General features: G+C 36.3%; 18 protein-coding genes. 1 reads left to right on the plus strand and 17 read right to left on the minus strand.

The features are described 5' to 3' along the window. Positions 1-209 precede the first annotated feature (209 nt). The 14 genes from OEZ61_RS04830 to OEZ61_RS08190 all read right to left on the minus strand — a co-directional run bounded on the left by OEZ61_RS04830 (position 210) and on the right by OEZ61_RS08190 (position 13,666). Positions 210-851 carry a DivIVA domain-containing protein gene (locus OEZ61_RS04830; protein WP_053791873.1) on the minus strand — a complete coding sequence of 214 codons (642 nt, stop codon included), beginning with the start codon at positions 849-851 and terminating at the stop codon, positions 210-212. Between the two features lie 17 nt (positions 852-868). Beyond that, a complete protein-coding gene (locus tag OEZ61_RS04835) occupies positions 869-1,651 on the minus strand; it encodes an RNA-binding protein (protein WP_290047061.1) in 783 nt (260 codons plus the stop codon). 1 nt (position 1,652) lies between these two features. Beyond that, a complete protein-coding gene (sepF, locus tag OEZ61_RS04840) occupies positions 1,653-2,057 on the minus strand; it encodes a cell division protein SepF (RefSeq protein WP_034534475.1) in 405 nt (134 codons plus the stop codon). A 38-nt stretch (positions 2,058-2,095) separates the two neighbouring features. Further along, positions 2,096-3,328, minus strand: a complete 1,233-nt coding sequence (gene ftsZ / locus OEZ61_RS04845; protein WP_053791875.1) for a cell division protein FtsZ — start codon at positions 3,326-3,328, stop codon at positions 2,096-2,098. A gap of 29 nt (positions 3,329-3,357) precedes the next feature. Further along, complete coding sequence (gene ftsA, locus OEZ61_RS04850) at positions 3,358-4,719, minus strand: cell division protein FtsA (RefSeq protein WP_034531792.1); 1,362 nt, start codon at positions 4,717-4,719, stop codon at positions 3,358-3,360. Between the two features lie 109 nt (positions 4,720-4,828). Then, a complete protein-coding gene (locus OEZ61_RS04855; protein ID WP_290047062.1) occupies positions 4,829-5,716 on the minus strand; it encodes a cell division protein FtsQ/DivIB in 888 nt (295 codons plus the stop codon). 15 nt (positions 5,717-5,731) lie between these two features. Next, the gene (murG, locus tag OEZ61_RS04860) at positions 5,732-6,823 is read right to left on the minus strand and encodes an undecaprenyldiphospho-muramoylpentapeptide beta-N-acetylglucosaminyltransferase (RefSeq protein ID WP_034534481.1); all 1,092 of its coding nucleotides are present in this window, start codon (positions 6,821-6,823) and stop codon (positions 5,732-5,734) included. Next, entirely contained in the window at positions 6,823-8,202 is a 1,380-nt protein-coding gene (murD, locus tag OEZ61_RS04865; RefSeq protein WP_290047063.1) for a UDP-N-acetylmuramoyl-L-alanine--D-glutamate ligase, read from the minus strand. The genes murG and murD overlap by 1 nt, the downstream gene beginning before the upstream one ends. 23 nt (positions 8,203-8,225) lie before the next feature. Then, positions 8,226-9,182, minus strand: coding sequence for a phospho-N-acetylmuramoyl-pentapeptide-transferase (gene mraY, locus OEZ61_RS04870; RefSeq protein ID WP_034531845.1), 957 nt, complete (start codon positions 9,180-9,182; stop codon positions 8,226-8,228). A gap of 21 nt (positions 9,183-9,203) precedes the next feature. Further along, positions 9,204-11,255: a penicillin-binding transpeptidase domain-containing protein gene (locus OEZ61_RS04875; protein WP_290047064.1), complete on the minus strand. Its 2,052-nt coding sequence runs from the start codon at positions 11,253-11,255 to the stop codon at positions 9,204-9,206. Positions 11,256-11,353: 98 nt separating this feature from the next. After that, positions 11,354-11,731: a hypothetical protein gene (locus OEZ61_RS04880; protein WP_034531801.1), complete on the minus strand. Its 378-nt coding sequence runs from the start codon at positions 11,729-11,731 to the stop codon at positions 11,354-11,356. A gap of 20 nt (positions 11,732-11,751) precedes the next feature. Beyond that, a complete protein-coding gene (gene rsmH, locus OEZ61_RS04885) occupies positions 11,752-12,699 on the minus strand; it encodes a 16S rRNA (cytosine(1402)-N(4))-methyltransferase RsmH (RefSeq protein WP_034531806.1) in 948 nt (315 codons plus the stop codon). 18 nt (positions 12,700-12,717) lie between these two features. Further along, positions 12,718-13,143: a division/cell wall cluster transcriptional repressor MraZ gene (gene mraZ, locus OEZ61_RS04890; RefSeq protein ID WP_034531808.1), complete on the minus strand. Its 426-nt coding sequence runs from the start codon at positions 13,141-13,143 to the stop codon at positions 12,718-12,720. Between the two features lie 172 nt (positions 13,144-13,315). After that, positions 13,316-13,666 carry a DUF3397 family protein gene (locus OEZ61_RS08190; RefSeq protein WP_080695540.1) on the minus strand — a complete coding sequence of 117 codons (351 nt, stop codon included), beginning with the start codon at positions 13,664-13,666 and terminating at the stop codon, positions 13,316-13,318. A gap of 116 nt (positions 13,667-13,782) precedes the next feature. On the opposite strand from OEZ61_RS08190, the gene OEZ61_RS04895 reads away from it, so the two are divergent. Then, positions 13,783-13,902 carry a DUF4044 domain-containing protein gene (locus OEZ61_RS04895; RefSeq protein ID WP_080695541.1) on the plus strand — a complete coding sequence of 40 codons (120 nt, stop codon included), beginning with the start codon at positions 13,783-13,785 and terminating at the stop codon, positions 13,900-13,902. A gap of 38 nt (positions 13,903-13,940) precedes the next feature. Here OEZ61_RS04895 and OEZ61_RS04900 read toward each other — a convergent pair whose 3' ends face one another. The 3 genes from OEZ61_RS04900 to OEZ61_RS04910 are packed head-to-tail and all read right to left on the minus strand — an operon-like array spanning position 13,941 to position 17,712. Then, on the minus strand, positions 13,941-16,313 hold the full coding sequence (locus OEZ61_RS04900; RefSeq protein ID WP_051961091.1) for a DNA translocase FtsK: 2,373 nt from the start codon (positions 16,311-16,313) through the stop codon (positions 13,941-13,943). Between the two features lie 19 nt (positions 16,314-16,332). After that, positions 16,333-16,845, minus strand: a complete 513-nt coding sequence (locus OEZ61_RS04905) for a tRNA (cytidine(34)-2'-O)-methyltransferase (RefSeq protein WP_034531812.1) — start codon at positions 16,843-16,845, stop codon at positions 16,333-16,335. 15 nt (positions 16,846-16,860) lie between these two features. Further along, a complete protein-coding gene (locus tag OEZ61_RS04910; protein WP_034531814.1) occupies positions 16,861-17,712 on the minus strand; it encodes a methyltransferase domain-containing protein in 852 nt (283 codons plus the stop codon). Between the last annotated feature and the right edge of the window lie 18 nt (positions 17,713-17,730).

Here is a 17,730-nt window from a genome sequence, read left to right on the forward strand (position 1 = left end):
ATAAAAAAAGAAGACTTCATCACAAGGGACGAAGTCTTCCGCGGTACCACCCAAATTAGGATATTAAAAATAATATCCCATCTTTATTTACTACATTAAAAGAGATTAGCCAGAGGTGATCTGCATAGAATGATTTACAACTGACCTTCCACCATTTGTCAGCTCGCTAGATTGTGTCGAATTCTAAGCTTTCTATTCTCTATCTCAAGTTATTCAATTGCTTTGAATGAGCCATCAGGATAAATCTTAATAGTTGCATCTGCTGGCATTTCTTTACCTTCAGATTGTACAACTGTTTCCTTAAAATTGTCAAGGTTATTAATTTGTTCGTTAACCTTGTCGAAGTTACCGTCAATTCCGGAAATCATTTGATCCCATTCTGGACTGTTAACAAATTGCATTTGGCTTTCAAGTAAAGTTCTAATCTTTTCTCTGAATGATTCAGTAGTCTTTCTTAAATCATCATTTGCAATAAGTAGTGCTTTAGATTGGTTTGAGATATTTTCAACGATGTCTTTAGCCTTAACGCTAGCATCATTCAAAATTTCATCAGCTTGTTTTCTTGATTGTTCAGTTACGTTGTTGGCTTCGTTTTGAGCTTCAACTTTAACCTTATCAGCAGCATTTTGTGCAATGATAATTGATTGATTCAATGAATCCTTCATACCATTAAAGTATTTTAGTTCATCTTCAGTTTGTTTCAAACGGTTCTTCATATCGATATTTTCGGATAAAGTTAATTGGTAATCCTTGATAATACGATCTAAGAATTCGTTTACCTCGTCAATATTGTAACCTCTCATTTTTACAGAAAACTCTTTATTATGAATATCTTGTGGGCTAAGTACCATTGTATCTCTCCTCCAACCTATTTTTTTAATACAGAAATAATGGCTCTATATTTACCTTTTTTGGTTTGGCCTTCCTGACGCTTTAAACGAATGCGGCCGAATCTTCTAACCGATACAACATCGTGTGTTGTAATTTCGTAATCCGGTCGACTGTTTACCGCCCAGTTAAGGTGAACCTTTTGATGACTAACTAACTCTTTGGCATCATTTCTGGATATGTTAAATCCTTCCGAAATTAAGTTATCCATTCTAAATGATGATAGAGTCGTTGACTCATCTCTCCATTCATTTTCCGGCGTAATGACGTCAGAAAATTCTGTTTCAATCAGTGAAACTTTTGTTTTACCAATTGAGCTAATTTGCATTTTCAAGAAGTCAGCAATTTCTCTTGTGCATAGGAATTGCCATCTTGTTCCGTCAGTTAAAATATCGCCAATTGTTGATCTCTCAACACCTGAACCTAATAAAGTTCCCAATATCTTACTGTGGCGTAATTTTGAGAACTTTAGCGGATATCTAATTTCAAATAACTTAACTTGATAATCATCTTCAGATGGTTCGAAGTATTCAGGATATATCAAGCCACGTTTCATTTCCGAATTTGGATATCCCCCGAAAAAGGCGACTGATAAATCGCTATGGCGATTAACTAAAGTCGTTAAAATATAAACCTGTCTAGGGTTTAAAAACTTAGTTAGGATTGGACGATATTGATTAATTGACTCATCAATTAAATCTGCACAAGAATCGATGAACGGAACTTCTTCTTTTCTAAAATGCTGTTCAATATTTTTATCCATTTTATCTTAAACGTTCATTCATTTCTTTTCTGATTTCTCCGTCTACATAGTAGTTGTGTGGAGTGAAAAGAAAGACTAATTCAGAAATTCTCTCAATATTTCCATCAATAGTGAAAACAACTCCGTTTAAGAAATCAATAATTCTTCTAGTTGCTTCATCGCTAGCAGCATCAAAATTAATGATTACAGCATTGTTATCAATTAATTTTTGCGCAATTGTTTTTACATCAGCATAAATCTTAGGTTCAAAGACGGAAATTTTGCTATTACGACTTTGACTTGAGTTTTTGCTAATTGAAACTACCTTATCATTGTTCTCCACTTGGGAGTTATCTTCTTCGTAAAAGTCTTCGTCTTGATCGTAATCAGTTCCGAAGAATTTACTAAAACTAAACTTAGCTGTCATTTCAATTCATTCCCTTCAAAGAAATCTAGAAAAAGTGATTAGTTCTTACGACGGAATTTGAAGAATGGAGGTAAATCGTCATCGCTTGATTTATCTTCCTTTTGATTGTCACTTGAGTTGTTAGCATCAAATGGATCAAATTCTTTCTTTTGTACGTTTTCAAAACGTGTGTCAGATGGCTTGTCGCTATCTGTGTTTTCGTCGTTAGTTCTAACGTTACCTTGGTCTTCCTTGTGATGTCTTGGGCTAACTACCTTACCAGGAGTTTCTGAAACTCTTGATGGACGTGCTTGGCCATTTAGTAGTTCTTCTGGACTAGTTTCGATTCCTGTAGCAATAACAGTAACCTTGATTTCGTCGCCTAGGTCTTCATCAATTGAAGTACCAAAGATAATGTTTACATCGCTAGTTGCAGCTTGAGCAACAATGTCAGAAGCATCTTGGGCTTCAAATAGTGACATGTCTGGGCCACCAGTGATGTTTAATAATACTTGTTTTGCACCATCGATTGAAACTTCTAGCAATGGTGAAGAAATAGCCTTCTTGGTTGCTTCTGCAGTTCTGTTTTCACCTGTAGCAGTACCAACACCCATAAGTGCTGAACCAGTGTTTTGCATAACAGTCTTAACATCAGCAAAGTCCAAGTTAACGTATCCAGGACTAGTAATTAAGTCTGAAATACCTTGAACACCTTGTCTTAATACGTTGTCAGCTTCTTGGAAGGCTTCCATCATAGGTGTCTTCTTATCAACCATTTCTAATAGACGGTTGTTGGCAATTACGATTAAAGTATCAACGTTTTCCTTTAATGCTGAAACACCTTCAGCAGCATATTTGGATCTTCTTGGTCCTTCAAAAGTAAATGGTCTTGTAACAACACCGACAGTTAAGGCACCTGAGTCCTTAGCAATCTTTGCCACGATTGGAGCAGCACCGTTACCAGTACCACCACCCATTCCGGCAGTTACGAATACCATATCTGCACCTTGAAGTGCTTCTGAGATGGCTTCTTCACTTTCTTCAGCGGCCTTAGTTCCTACTTCTGGATCAGAACCTGCACCTAAACCTCTAGTTAATTTAGGTCCTAATTGGATTTTTGTTTCAGCTTTTGATGTGTTTAATGCTTGAACATCGGTATTTGCAACGATAAATTCAACACCTTTAACATCTTCAGCAATCATACGGTTAACGGCGTTACTACCACCGCCACCTACACCAATAACTTTAATTTTTGCGCCTTGGTTTTCAGTAGAATCTAATGAAAATTCCATTTTAACTTCCTCCGTGTACTTCTGTTATTTTATTCGAAAAAGTCTTGGTAAAAGCGTTTAAGTCTTCCCTTAGTACTTTTAGCTAGTTTTGAACCAGACTTTTTAGGTTTACTTGGTTGTTGTGGTTGATTATCTTGTTGAATGTATTCAGATGAGTTATCGATTACATCATCGCCATAATCGTTGCCAATGAAATCATCATTGGATTGAGTGTTGTTCACTACAGTTTTGCCTTCTAGTGATGATCTTACTAACACTTGAATTTCACTCATGTTAGCACGATAAGTTACTAGTGACAATGGAAGTGAAAATGAAGGGTGTCTTAATCCCATTTGATCTGGAATGTAGACTCTAACGTTAGTATCAAATCTATCGGCTGCTAATTCTGAGATTCCAGGCAATGCTGCAACTCCACCAGTTAGAACAATACCTCCAGGTAGGTTTAAAGCAGAGATACTGCTTAAACTCTTGTACATTCTAGTAAAGATTTGGTCTACTCTAGCTTGAATGATTTCCGCTAGGTATTTTTCAGAAATTCTGACTGGTTGGCTTTGACCAACAACTTCAATTGGAAATTCATTGCTTTCTGATGCTTCAATTTCATCAGCGTAACCGTAATCGCGTTTAACTTTTTCGGCACTTTCTAATGAAGTGTTAAGCACAACAGAAATGTCTTTAGTGATGTATTCTCCACCTTCACTATCAACAGTAGTGAATTTTAGTTGATGATCATGAACAACAGAAGCAGTTGTTTGGCCACCACCTAAGTCGATTAGAACAGTTCCAAAGTCTTGTTCTCCATCATCTAAAATGGTCATGCCTTGTGCTAGTGGCATGTTGATGATTGAAGATGGATTTAATCCAGCTCTTTGAACAGCTTTTCTAATATTATGGATGATAGTCTTTGGTCCAGTGATGATACGACCTTTCATTTCAAGTCTTACACCAACCATACCTCTTGGGTCCTTAATACCGTCAAATCCATCAACGATGAATTCGTCAGCTAAGGTATCCATAATTTCTCTTTCTGGTGGTAGGTTTTTAATCATTGCAGATACAGTAACGTTTTTAACGTCTTCATCTGAAATTTCTCTTGATTGATCTGAGATAGCAACCATACCGCTGCATGGTTCAATCTTTAATTGGTTGGCAGGAATACCAACAATCACATCATGAATTTGAATACCAGCTTTTTCTTCTGCCTGGTTAACAGCTCTTCTAATTGATTCAGAAGCCTTGTCAATATCGACGATGATGCCTCGGCTAACACCTTCTGAACGTTCGTTTCCTAAACCTAAAACGTTCATTTGGCCCTTTACTTTTTCGGCAACAATCACCTTAATTGACGTAGTTCCAATATCCAATCCAACATACATTTCTGAATTCATTATCTAAGGGAACCTCCAATTAAGCATAATTATTCTTAGATACTCTAGTTTATATTTAAGTTAGTTATAAGTTAATTTTAACACAAGAGTAGACAACTCTAAAGAACCATTATTAGTTTCTTTTTTTAGTTGTAGTTGTTGTTTTCTTTGCATCCTTATTTAGCGTTTCTTTTAGCTTAGTTTTAGTAGATGCTTTAGAGGTTGTATTGCTACTTTTTTTCTCATCATTGATTGGGAATGAGTAGGCACCAACCTCTAAATTAATAACACTTTTTGTTTTTAATTGAGTGGCGATTGAGCGATAGAAACCCATCTTATCATTAAAATCATGCATTAAGATAATAACACGATTACCATCTCGCATATAAACGTGTAATTCATCTGGGTACACCTTAGTTGGTGAGTATGAAATGACACGAATGTTGTCTCTGATGTCCTTAGGTAGCTTTACATACTTTTCAATCATTGATTTTAATAATGACTGATTATTAAATTTCACTATATAAGGCATCTTAGAATCATTAGGATTCTTTACAGCAATATTAGTAACCTTTCCATTTTCTAATATTAGATACTGCTTGTTGCCACGAGTTTCATAACCAATTTCTTTGTATGGTGAAACTGAAACAGAAAGATGATTAAATCCCGTAAATTTAAAATCTAACGATTTAACGCGATGATCATTATTAATAACCCTTTGGTTAATTTTATTTTTATGACCGATCACTTTAAAAATACTGTCCCCTTCATCTAACTGAAGTTCTCTCTTAATATCTCCTTGAGAGATATATCCGTTTCCATTAATGCTAATACTGCTAATTCGACTCATTGGTGAAACCAAATAAATCAAGATTAGTAGCAACACTACCAATGGAATGATGATATATGAGGAAGATTTCATTTTATTTTTTATCTTTTGCTTATGCAATTCAACAAAATCATCGGATATTCTTGAAGCCCTATTCGAGGATTTTTTTGAGGAAAATAATTTAGACTTCATAGTAAAGTTCCTCCATTAACGGCAAATTGATTTTGCAACTTCCAACAGACGACTTGCGGCATCACGACAACCCATTTTTCTAGAGTTTTCAGCCATTTCATTTCTCTTTTCCTTATCGTTCATGATAAAGTCAGAATTTTCAATTAATGTCTTCGCATTTAAATCATTTTCAGTAATGATTAATGCGGCATCGTTTTTCACCAAACTCAATGCATTCTTGGTTTGATGATCAGCGGTAACGTATGGACTTGGAATTAACACTGATGGAATTCCAAGAGCAGTAATTTCAGCTAAACTAGTAGCCCCTGCTCTACCAACGATTGCATCAACCTTTGGTAAAACGTTTGGCATATCAGCAATGTAATCCTTAATTACGACATTATCGTTAATTGTTTGTCCTTTTAGTTGTTCCATAACGTCATCATAACGCTTCTTACCAGTAACAAACACGACTTGGTAATTCTTTTCGTTGTATTGACGAATACTTTCGCAAACAACTTTATTAATCTTCAACGCACCTTGGCTACCACCAAAGATTAAAAGTGTTGGAACATCATTTTTTAATCCATATTGGTCCCAAGTAAAATCAGATTTTAAGTTTGCCACTTGTTGGGCACGTGGGTTACCAGTGTATACGGTCTTTTCCTTGGGGAATTGACTGATGGCATCTTCGAATCCAACGGCAATCTTGTCAACGTGTTTGCTTAGGAAACGGTTAGTTAAACCAACCACACTATTTTGTTCATGAATCATTGTTGGAATCTTCATTTGTGAAGCGGCATAAACAACAGCTCCAGAAACGTATCCACCAGTTCCAATCACGATATCTGGCTTGAATTTTTTAATTAACTTCTTTGATTTATGTAGACTCTTTAAAAACAAACTAACGGTTTTTACGTTGTATAAAGAAAGAGAACGTTTGAAGCCTTGGATTTCTAATTCTTCAAAAGCAATGTTGTGCTTTGGAACAATATCCTTTTCCAAGCCTCTAGTTGATCCAACGTATAAAACTTCAGCATCAGGATCAACTCTGCGAAGTTCTTCAATTAATGCTAGTGCAGGATAGATGTGGCCACCAGTTCCTCCACCTGAAATCATTAGTCTCATTAGTTTTCTTCCTTTCTACCTGTTTTTTGTTCTACTAGTTGGATGAATTCGTCCCCTCTTTGTTCAAAGGTATCATATTGATCCCAACTAGCGTTAGCTGGAGACAATAGAACAATGTCGCCTTCTTCACTCATTGCCCATGCTTCATCCACAGCTTCTTTCATGTTGTTTACAATCTTGATGTTTTTAACACCGGCCTTCTTAGCAGTGTCTGCTAACAAGTCCTTAGTTTCACCAAATAAAGTGATTGCCTTAACGTGGTCGGCAAAGTCCTTTTCTAGTTTTTCGAAAGTATAACCACGATCTAATCCACCGGCAATTAAAACAACATTATCTTTAAAACTTCTTAAAGCCACTTGAGTTGCTTCAATATCTGTAGCCTTGGAATCATTGTAGAACTTTCTACCATCGGCAGTTAATACGTATTGGACACGATGTCTGACACCACCAAATGTACTTAGTGCCTTCTTGATTACAGAGTTACTCTTGCCCATAATCTTGGCAACAGCAATCGCTGCTAAAGCATTTTGTACGTTTTGTTGACCAGGCACTCTAATTTCATCGACGTTCATAACGAATTCATCTTTAAAGAAGATTTGTTCATCTTTTACATAAGCACCATCGGTACTTACTGCATCGTATGAGAAAGGAACAACCTTAGCTTTGCTACGTTTGCTCAATTCACGCCATTCTTCATTATCAAAGTTAACAACGAAGTAGTCGTTTTCATCTTGATTTTCGGTAATGCGCATTTTGGCGTTAACGTAGTTTTCTCTGGTCTTATGGTAGTCAAGATGGTTAGAGAAAACGTTATTTAAAACGGCAATGTGTGGATGTAATGTCTTAATACCAACTAGCATGAAACTAGATAGTTCTAAGACAATGTCATCATCCTTAGTTGCCTTAGTGGTAACAGTACTTGCTGGAACACCAATGTTTCCTGCAACGTATGAATGTCCATTAGTTCTTTCTTCGTTTAGGATGTCATTAATCATAGTTGAAACAGTGGTTTTACCATTACTACCAGTTACACCGACGATTGGTGCTTCACTGACTTGACTGGCAATTTCAACTTCAACTGTGATTGGAATATTTCTTTTAATTGCTTCTTTGATTAATTCATTATCGTAAAAAATTCCAGGGTTCTTGACGATTAAATCAAAATTGTAATCATCTAAAATCTTTGGACTTTGTTTAGCATCAATTACCTCAACGCCAATTTTTTCTAACTCTTCTTTTGCGTCCGATTTCAAAGGATTAGCGTCATTTAACCAAACGTTAGCGTTTAATTGTTTTAATAGTTTAGATGCATTGATTCCACTCATTCCTGCACCTAAAACTAGTATGTTTTTATTTTGATAATCGTCAATATTTTTCATAATTCATGCTCCCAAAAATATTATTATAAAATAATTGATAAAACTCCGGTAATTGCCAAAATAGCACCTGCAGACCAAAAGACAATATCAATCTTCCATTCTGACCAACCTAGCATTTCAAAATGGTGATGGATTGGTGACATTAAGAACACTCTCTTACCAGTAAGTTTGAATGATGTAACTTGAATCATTACACTCAATGTTTCCAATACAAACATGAAACCAATCCATATCAATGAAAGTTCATGATGAACCAGAATTGATACGGCAGCTAATGAACCACCAAGTGCTAATGATCCCATGTCTCCCATGAAAATCTTAGCTGGCTTGTGGTTGAATACCATAAATGCACATAGGGCACCAACTACTGCAAAACAGAAAATTGCAACATCCATTTGGTGTTGAACTAATGCAACAACTGCATAAGCTAGGAAGGCAATGATTGATAATCCACTAACTAGACCATCTAACCCATCAGTTAAGTTAACTGCGTTTGAGAAACCAGTTAGGTAGAAGATGATGAAAATTGCGTAGAACCAACCAAGGTGTAAATCACCCATAAATGGAATCTTTAATGCTAGTGGGAAGTGGTGTGCATAAACAAAAGTGAAGATTAATCCACCTACGATTTGACCCGCTAGTTTTTGCCATGCTTTTAGACCTTCATTTTGACGTCTAAATAGCTTAATACTATCGTCCCACATTCCTAATAATCCGTACAATACTAATATGAACAATAGGATTAATAGTGTTGGGTTCATCATATGAGCAACCCCACCACTAATTAGTGACGCAATAATGATTGCGATGATGAAAAGAAGACCACCCATTGTAGGTGTTCCTGATTTCTTTTCATGCCACTTTGGTCCTTCTTCTCTGATCATTTGGCCTTCATGCTTTCTTCTGAAGTAGCCAATTAGAGATGGCATAAAGATTAATGTAATTAAAAAACTAATTATGATTGGTAAAACAATATTCATAAACATCCTGATTTCAATCCCCTATTTAAATTTTATGGTTACCTTGGTTCCACCGTCTAGACTTGCCCCCGGTTTGACGGATTGCTTGTATGCATATCCATCACCGTCAAGTTCGGCACCAATACCTGCCATTCGACAGTATGTCGCAACATCATATCTAGACCAGCCCGTTAGGTTAGCCATCGTCTTACTGCCGTTGGTTTGAACGATTACCATTCGATTCTTTGAAACTTTTTCGTTGGCATCAATTGATTGATCTAATACTTTATCCCCGTCACCAATAATTGCGTATTTCAAACCAGCAGCTTTTAGTTCTGCCTTAACTTCACTAGTAGACTTACCAGTAATGCTTGGAACCTTTAGACTATTTTCACTTTCAGCATTTACGTTTTCTTCCAATGCTAATCTCATCACTGGGTTAAAGATTTCAGCCATTAATTGTGAAGCTGTCTTAGTTCCAGTTAAATGAGGTTGTTTCATTGTTATATATAAGATGTATTTTGGATTATTTGCTGGTGCAATTCCGGCAACTGAGTATAGGTAACTATCGTCACCAGATTCGTATCCAGACTTACCATCACTGACTTGGGCAGTACCAGTCTTTGCGGCAATCTTGTAGCCTGGAATCTTGTATGCTCCACCAATACCATATGATTTATAAACAACATCTTCCATATGTTGAATAACTTGTTTTGCTGTGCTTGCGGTAATTGGATGACCAACTACCTTCTTTGGATATGATTTAATGACCTTCTTGGTCTTTGGATCCACAATCTTTGTAACAAGTCTTGGTTGTAACATTGTACCACCGTTAGCGATTGAAGTTAATGCTCTCATCATTTGCATTGCATTAACTTGGATACCTTGTCCAAACGCTGTATTAGCTTGTTCGATTGGGTAGTTAAATTGAACGCTTCCTGTTTCTTCTCCAGGGAAACCTAAGTTAGTTGAAGTAAAAAATTGGAAACGATTCATGTAGTTGCGCCACGTCTTGGCACCCATTTGTTGTTCAAGATGAGCCATGGCAACGTTACTTGATAATGCGAAACCTTTGTTGTAAGTAATGTTACCCCAACCATTAGTATTCCAGTCAGGAACGACCTTACCATCAACTAGGTATTTACCAGAATGGTATGTGGCATTTCCATTATAGTGACCACTGTTAATTGATGATGCAACAGTGAAAATCTTCATTGTTGAACCAGGTTCGTATGAATCCTGGATCAATGTGTTACGCCAGATACTGCTTAGTCCCTGCTTGGTAGTAGCGTTAAATGTAGGACGTTGAGTAGCAGCTAAAATGTCACCAGTTTTGGCGTTCATCAAAACGGCATTCATTGTCTTTGGATGAACTTGGTTGTAAACACTGGTCATTTCAGTTTCTAGTAGTGATTGAAGACGATAGTCTAAAGTAGTGTAAACATCGTCACCATTTTTAGCTGGTTTGTTAACACTTTCACCGTTATCAACTTCAACACCTGCGTTGTTTAGTTGAGTGGTCTTGTATCCATTCTTACCAGTCAATAGTTCGTTATATACCTTTTCAATTCCCATTTGACCAGTTAGTGATACCTTGCTATCGCTAGAGTTTGAGTTAGCAGACGCATATCCAATGATGTGAGAAGCAAAGACACCATTTGGATATAGTCTTGATGGTTGTTGTAGGAAATTCAAACCAGATATATGGTATGAATCTAGTTTTTGTTTTTGAGTTAATGAAATGTTAGTACCGGCTGAACCAAATTCAACTTGGAACGCATTGGTACTAGGAGAAAGATCCTTTAATGCTTGTTTATAGGAAATTGGCAACACTGAAGAAATGGCTTTGGCAGCCTTTTCCTTATCAGTGATGTACATTGGTTTATTATCTAAACCAACTTGTTTCTTATTTAAGATGGCATACATTGTATAGACGTTAGTGTCTTCAGCAAGAGGTTGACCGTTTGCATCGTAAATAGTTCCACGCTTAGCAGAAATCACGTTGCTTTGAGTGTACAAACTCTTCGCCATTTCGCTTAAGTTGTATCCGCCAACGTTTTTAAATACTGATACATATGTAAATCTCAATACCATACACAAAAAAACGCCTAGACATAGCAATAGTAAAAATTGTCCATAGCGGCTACGGTTTTCTCGGCGTTTTTTTTGTTTGTTCCGATTATTTAATTTATTCATTTGCTAACATTCCTTACGTTTTTATTGGACAAAGATAAATCGGCTTGTTTAGCAATTTTTTGTAGACGATTTCCGCTTTGAAGTTCACTTACTTCTTGCTTTAGTGTACTGTTATCATCTTTAACCTTGCCTAATAAATTAGTTGTTACTTGAAGTTCTGTGGCATGGTTACCTAGTGAAATCTTTTCACCAACTAGACCCACCATCAAAAAGAATACAAGTGAACATCCTAATATTACAACAGTTTTTTCAAATTTTGACAATCCAAGTCTTACATTTGATTTTACTTCTGGATTTTGTTGTTTTTGTTGTTCCCCTGCGGAGTAATAACCAGGGGTAGCGTATACGCTATTAGCTAGATTATTTTGTGCCATCAGATTAACTCTTCTCTCTATTATTTATTAATTCTCTCAATAACTCTCAATTTTGCACTATGTGAACGATGATTATCTCTCAATTCGTCATCACTCGGTAGTATTGGTTTTCTATTAATTAATTTGTAGTCTGGTTTCATGTCATCTGGAATGATTGGTAAACCACTCGGTAAATCTTCAATCGTGGTTTTTTCCTTAAACATTGTCTTAACTAATCGATCTTCTAATGATTGGAATGTAATGACGCTGACTCTTCCGTTCACATCAATTAAATCGATTGCCTTTTCCAATGATTCTTCCAAAGCGCCCAGTTCGTCGTTGACGGCAATTCTCAATGCCTGAAAGACTTTCTTGGCAGGATGACCACCGTGACGTCTAGCCGCGGCAGGAATTCCTTCCTTAATCACATCAACAAGTTGTTCGGTTGTGTCGATTGAATGGTTTTCTCGGTTCCTTTCAATCGCTCGTGCAACTTGCTTGGAAAACTTTTCTTCTCCATAACGGAAGAAAATCTTCACTAATTTTTCGTATGGCCATTCGTTGACAATTTTCCATGCGTCTAACGGATTTCTCTGATCCATTCGCATATCTAATCGTGCATCGTGTTGATAACTAAAACCTCTACTTGCGTCATCAAACTGTGGAGATGAAACTCCTAAGTCATACAGAATTCCATCAACAGATTGAATTCCTAATTTGTTCATTTCTTCTTGAATGTATCTAAAGTTGCTTCTAACAAAGGTAACCTTATCTTCATCTATGTATTTCTTGAGGTTAGTTTTGTTATATTCGATTGCCACTTCATCTTGATCGAATGAATAAAGATGACCAGATGTTAATTGTGACAAAATTCGGGCACTGTGACCTCCCCCACCGAGGGTACAGTCGATGTAAATGCCATCGGGTTTAATATTTAATCCGTCAACTGCTTCTTTAAGTAGTACAGTTTCATGATGAAATTCCGTCATAATTAGTCACCTTCTTTTCTAAAAATCAATTAAGTCTTCAGCAATGTCGTCGAACTCTTCACCAGCAGTTGCTGAGAATTCGTCCCACTTTTCCTTGCTCCAGATTTCAATTCTTGTGGAAACCCCCACAATCACACATTTCTTTTCGATACCAGCGTAGTTAATCAAAGTATCTGGAATGTTAATTCTTCCTTGGCTATCGACCTTACTTTCGTCGGCGGCTGAGAATAGAAAACGTGAAAAGTATCTTGCTGACTTCTTGCTTACAGGAAGTTGGTTAATCTTTTCTTGAACCTTTTTCCATTCATCCATAGGATATCCGAATAAACATCCATCAAGTCCACGTGTGATGATGAAGTTCGCACCTATTTCTGATCTAATCTTGGAAGGAATGATTAAGCGCCCTTTTGAATCTATTGAATGTTCATATTCACCCATTAACACGCTTCTTCACTCCTTCCAATTTATATTAACTTGATTTTACCACTATCCACCACTTCGTACCACCTTATTATTAAATTTCTTCCAATATCTACTAATTTTCACCACATTTAGATTAAAATCCACTAATTTTAGGCAATAAAAAAAGAGCTACCAACGTTGGTAGCTCAAGGTTTTAAAGCGTTTTTGCTGCAATTATCAAAATGGTGGAGGACCAGACCACAAAAAAATAAATTACTGAAAATCTCCACAAGAATTTGTAAAAAATCCCCACTTTGGCATTACTACGTGTAAACAAGTAGTAGATTGCGTAGATAATCCCAATGATAACAAGTCCTAACCATACATATGGTAAGAACGATTGATCGTGTTTATCCAATGATAATTGGTAGATATAATAGCTCATGATAATTGGAAAGAAATCACTCGCTCTAATCGAAATCTTATAAAGTTTGCTAATAATTTTTTTGACGATATTGAACAGTAATGAAAATAGGAATAAAAATACCACCTGAACTAATACCATGGTCAAAAATCCAAACGGAGAAATAACAATCACCTCAATATGAATTAGTTTGCATTATTCGCTGATGAACTGTAAACTTTAAAATATATTATTAATTGCGGAAAGTGGTGTTAATAATGGCTAAGAAAAAGAAATCTAGATTTCAAATCATTACCATGATCTTTGTTTGGTTAATGATTATCTCAACTGTTGGTGGTTTAGTACTAGGTGCTGCCTTCCAACTATTTGAAAACTAATAAAAATGGAACCTATCAAAATGATGGGTTCCATTTTTTTAGTCATTATCAGGTTGTTTATAAACCTCTCTTGGTTTACTTCCTTCCTGAGGGCCAATGTAACCACGTTGTTCTAAGTCATCAATAATTCTAGCTGCACGATTATAACCGATTCTAAAGTTACGTTGTAACAATGATGTACTTGCCTTTTGTTCTTTTACAACAAAGGCTAGTGCGTCATCGAATAAGTCGTCTTGATCTTCGTTTTCTTCGTCGACCTTGATTTCTTCATCCGTAACAATCATATCGTCGTCATATTCGGCAGGTTGTTGTTCTTTAATATAATCTACCACATTTTCAACATCTTGATCAGATATAAATGCACCTTGCACACGGCTTGGCTTATTCTTATCAATTGGTAGATATAACATATCACCACGACCTAATAGTTTTTCAGCACCATTAGTATCTAGGATAGTTCTAGAATCAATCCCACTTGAAACGGCGAAAGCAATTCTAGATGGCACGTTAGACTTAATTAAACCAGTAATAACGTCAACTGATGGACGTTGGGTTGCCAAAATCATGTGAATTCCGGCAGCACGTCCCATTTGCGCCAATCTAATGATGGCACCTTCAACGTCATTTGAAACAGTCATCATCAAATCAGCCAATTCATCAACAACAACTACGATGTAAGGAAGTGGTTTTAAATCGCCACGTTCTTCTTCGGTCATCCCTTTTACATATTCATTAAAAGTACTAATCTTTCTTTGATTATGCTTAGCAAACAAGTCATATCTGTGTTCCATTTCAGCAACAACCTTGTTAAGGGCTCTTGCTGCCTTCTTAGGTTCTGAAACAACTGGTGATAGCAAGTGTGGAATCCCGTTGTAAATTCCTAGTTCAACCTTCTTAGGATCAATTAGCATCATCTTAACTTCGCTAGGTTTAGCATTCATTAAAATGCTGGTAATAATTCCGTTGATGGCAACGGACTTACCACTACCGGTTGAACCAGCGATTAATAGATGAGGCAACTTAGTTAGGTCGGTTGTAATAACATCCCCACTAACGTTTCTTCCCAATGGCACTGTTAATAATCCATGCTTGGATTGTTGAGATGTTTTGACAACATCCTTAAATGACACCATTGCGACCTTCTTGTTTGGTACTTCAATCCCGATTAATGATTTACCAGGAATTGGTGCTTCAATACGAATATCCTTAGCTGCTAATGCCAAGGCCAAGTCGTCTGCTAGATTAACAATCTTGCTAACCTTAACACCGATCGCTGGATGCAATTCATATTCGGTAACTGAAGGTCCCAAGTTAACATTCTTAATTTCGGCATCAACACCAAAACTATTCAATGTCTTCTTCAATACGGTTGTATTATGGTCGATGTTTTTAAACTCATCTTTTTGGTCACTTCTAGCCACATCGGATAACAAACCAATAGGTGGCAATTGATAGTTGGAATCATCAATATCCTTAATATCGATTCCCTTACTATCATTTTCGGTGTGTCCATTGATAATTTCAGATAGTTTTGGTTTGTTTCTAGTATCTTGATTGTAGTCGTCTGCTGACTTGAAGTCGGAACGATCCAAGTTAGCTTCCGGCTTACTCTTTATCTCAGGTTTTTCAGGTTCGTTATCCATCCAACCCGAAAGCTTAATCTTAGGATTTTCTTCAGCAGCAGATGGGTTCTTTCTTCTTTGAACCCTAGACATTGGATTAACGTCTTCGCTTAGTTCTTCGTCATCTTGATTATCTTCTTTTGCTTCTAAACGGTGTTGCTTACGTTCTTCGATAGCAGACCCAATCTTTTGTGATGATTCTTCGGAGTACTTTCTAACGTTATCCATGACTTTATTCATTGGAACGTTAAAGAATACGATTAATCCGACAATCATCATAATAATTGATAGAATTTCTGATCCCAGAATTGAAACCAAGAAATCAAATACTACTAATAAGCATGCCCCAATCATTCCACCACCAACTGATGAAGCATCGGTTAGGTGAATGAAATCCTGACTAATTAAAGATAGTGTCTTTGATATAAAGGCATTGTCGCTACTGTTTGAAAACAATAATGCTGATAAGAACAGTGTTAAACCAAGGTAAAAAATGGTTCCACCAATTATCCAACGCTTATTATATTCCAGCTTAGGTCCTTTAATTAGGTAGATAAAACCGACTACTAGTGCGATCAATAATCCAAATGGACTACTATCTCCGATAAAGAATCTAACGATATTATCGAAAGTGATTCCTAAAAAGCCCAATTTAAAGAGACTGAATGCACTAACCAAAATCATAACAAATCCGATAATATGATTTTGATACTTGCTATCGATATTAAATAATTTGGCATTGGTGGTTGTTTTTTTCTTTTTACGCGCGCTTGTTTTTCTCTTTGCCAAATTGATTACCCCTTATCATTTATTTTAGTTTGTCGTATTCATACTTGTGTGTTCTTTCAAGATTTGGAAATGATTGTTGTCTTAATGCTTCGTAAATAACGATGGCACATGTGTTTGATAGGTTCAGTGCACGAATGTGAGTGTCATCTTGTGGAATTCTGATTGCCTTTTCTTCATTATCACGCATGAACATTTCAGGTAATCCAGTGGTTTCCTTACCAAACATGAAGTAGTAGTTGTAGTCATCGTCTGTGTAATCACGATCTGTGTAGTCGTGGTTAGCAAACTTAGATACTAAGTAAAGTTTGTCCTTTTCGCCTAAAGTATTCATGAATGCTGGTAAGCTTTCGTGATAGTTAATATCAACCTTGTCCCAGTAGTCTAGTCCAGCTCTTTTTAGATGCTTGTCATCAACTGAAAATCCTAGTGGCTTGATTAAATCCAAAACAGTGTCGGTACCGGCACATGTTCTAGCAATGTTACCAGTGTTGGCTGGCATTAATGGTTCAAATAAAACAATATGGTTAGTCATAAATTTTTCCTCGCTTTAAAACTGATTATCTAATATTGATACATCAACTGTGATTGATGTTAGTGATTCAACCTCTGCTTGTGTTAAATCTTTCGCATTATGGCCCCAATGAAGTGGTGTCATAATCATTAAATCGTGAGTTAACTCCTTGGGTAACTCAACGGTGTATTTGACATCGTATTTCTTCGCATTTGGATAATGCTCCATAAATAAATCGACAACTTTTTGGTTATCATATATACTATTTTCGCTATCATTACCATAAAGCTTTTGACGCAATTCAAATAGGTAATGTGAGTTTGGCACAATCTTAATCAAGTGACCACTTGGTGCAATGATTCGATTGAATTCCTTGTAAGCTGATGGTGAAAATAAATCCATAATAATATCAATGCTCTGATCATTAAATGGAAGGTTCGCCAAGTCAGCAACACAGAAAAACATTTGGTCGCTTAATTCACTGGTTGATAGATTGACCCCTGGTTTAGAAATATCAAAACCGATCGCACTATCCACGTTTTTTCTTAAGTCTTCTAAACGTTTTAGTGGTGTTCCTTCCCCACTACCGATGTCGACGATGTTCTTATGCCCGGCATCGATTATTTCATTAATCTTTTGTAAAATCTCATCGAAGAAACCAGCCTGCATAATTCTTCGTCTTGATTCTAACATATCCCCATCATATTCTGTATTCACCTTATGGTTAATAAATTGAATGGTTCCTTTTTTGGAAATATCCAATGAGTGGTTGTTAGGACAAACGATTGAATTATCAACTTGGTTAATAAATGATTCTTTACATACTGGGCATCTAAATAAATCGATATTTTGTTTTAAAAATTGCTTTGCAATTTCGATTTTTTTCATATCTAAATCATCCTTATC

Source organism: Apilactobacillus sp. EABW-1NA (assembly GCF_030398685.1).
Taxonomy (GTDB): Bacteria; Bacillota; Bacilli; order Lactobacillales; family Lactobacillaceae; genus Apilactobacillus; species Apilactobacillus waqarii.

Bases quoted from the DNA above. Each gene is read 5' to 3' on its own strand.
- murG (WP_034534481.1), bottom strand. From the start codon at position 6,823: ATGAGACTAATGATTTCAGGTGGAGGAACTGGTGGCCACATCTATCCT.
- murD (WP_290047063.1), bottom strand. From the start codon at position 8,202: ATGAAAAATATTGACGATTATCAAAATAAAAACATACTAGTTTTAGGT.
- rsmH (WP_034531806.1), bottom strand. From the start codon at position 12,699: ATGACGGAATTTCATCATGAAACTGTACTACTTAAAGAAGCAGTTGAC.
- OEZ61_RS04830 (WP_053791873.1), bottom strand. From the start codon at position 851: ATGGTACTTAGCCCACAAGATATTCATAATAAAGAGTTTTCTGTAAAA.
- OEZ61_RS04855 (WP_290047062.1), bottom strand. From the start codon at position 5,716: ATGAAGTCTAAATTATTTTCCTCAAAAAAATCCTCGAATAGGGCTTCA.
- OEZ61_RS04835 (WP_290047061.1), bottom strand. From the start codon at position 1,651: ATGGATAAAAATATTGAACAGCATTTTAGAAAAGAAGAAGTTCCGTTC.
- OEZ61_RS08190 (WP_080695540.1), bottom strand. From the start codon at position 13,666: ATGGTATTAGTTCAGGTGGTATTTTTATTCCTATTTTCATTACTGTTC.
- sepF (WP_034534475.1), bottom strand. From the start codon at position 2,057: ATGACAGCTAAGTTTAGTTTTAGTAAATTCTTCGGAACTGATTACGAT.
- OEZ61_RS04910 (WP_034531814.1), bottom strand. From the start codon at position 17,712: ATGAAAAAAATCGAAATTGCAAAGCAATTTTTAAAACAAAATATCGAT.
- OEZ61_RS04875 (WP_290047064.1), bottom strand. From the start codon at position 11,255: ATGGTATTGAGATTTACATATGTATCAGTATTTAAAAACGTTGGCGGA.
- OEZ61_RS04905 (WP_034531812.1), bottom strand. From the start codon at position 16,845: ATGACTAACCATATTGTTTTATTTGAACCATTAATGCCAGCCAACACT.
- OEZ61_RS04895 (WP_080695541.1), top strand. From the start codon at position 13,783: ATGGCTAAGAAAAAGAAATCTAGATTTCAAATCATTACCATGATCTTT.
- OEZ61_RS04880 (WP_034531801.1), bottom strand. From the start codon at position 11,731: ATGGCACAAAATAATCTAGCTAATAGCGTATACGCTACCCCTGGTTAT.
- mraY (WP_034531845.1), bottom strand. From the start codon at position 9,182: ATGAATATTGTTTTACCAATCATAATTAGTTTTTTAATTACATTAATC.
- ftsZ (WP_053791875.1), bottom strand. From the start codon at position 3,328: ATGGAATTTTCATTAGATTCTACTGAAAACCAAGGCGCAAAAATTAAA.